Annotated in this window: 1 protein-coding gene; it reads left to right on the forward strand. The window is 69.1% G+C overall.

Annotation, left to right across the window (positions count from 1 at the left end; translation table 11 throughout):
• The first annotated feature begins 72 nt into the window (after nucleotides 1-72).
• Nucleotides 73-672, forward strand: a complete 600-nt coding sequence (locus ACY45C_RS03965; RefSeq protein ID WP_462186290.1) for a YdeI/OmpD-associated family protein — start codon at nucleotides 73-75, stop codon at nucleotides 670-672.
• The last annotated feature ends 218 nt before the right edge of the window (nucleotides 673-890 follow it).

Raw genomic sequence — 890 nt, forward strand, 5'->3', positions numbered from 1 at the left:
CCTAAGAGACGCACGTCACAACGTCATAAGCCGGGTAGCATCGGCCACAATAGCGATCTCCCGGGAGGGGTCTTGTCCAGTAGCCCGGAACCCAAGGCCACGTACTTCGCGGATCCCGACGAATGGCGCAGCTGGCTGGAGGCCAATCACGAGACGGCAGGTGAGGCGTGGGTCGGCTTCTACAAGAAGGGAGCAGGCAGAACCGGCATCACGTGGGCCCAGGCGGTCGACGAGGCGTTGTGCGTGGGGTGGATCGACGGCAGGCGCCAGCGGGTGGACGAGCAGCACTACGTCATCCGGTTCACGCGGCGCAAGCCCGGCAGCGTGTGGAGCGACGTGAACCGCAGGCGTGTGGCGGAGCTGCGTGCCGAGGGGCGGATGCGGCCCGCCGGGGAAAAGGCGCTCCAGGATCGGTCCGAGGCGAAGGCCGGGTCGTATTCCTACGAGCAGAACGGGGACTCTGTCGCCTTCGAGCCCGACCAGGAGCAGCGGCTGAAGGCCGACGACGCGGCGTGGACCTTCTTCCAGAGCCAGCCAGCCTCTTACCGCAAGGCCGCCATCTGGTGGGTGACCAGCGCCAAGAAGGACCAGACCCGGGCCAAGCGGTTCGAGCAGCTACTGCAGGACTCGGCCAACGGCCGCACCGTGCCTCCTCTGACCCGACGCGGGTGACCAACGCGAGTGACGAACGGCGTACCTGGCCCCCAGCGCACGTGGCCGCCGACCTCACCACCAGGGCAGCACGCCGGTGGCGGGCACCTTCGGCAGCGAGTGCCGGTCGTCGGTGCCGGCCGGCTGCTCCACCTGGCGCACCGCCTTCTCCATCCGCCGCACCAGCTCCTCGAGCACCGGGCGCGGCGTGGCGACGTTGAGCCGGACGAAGCCCTCGG

Source organism: Frankia sp. CcWB2 (genome assembly GCF_977927585.1).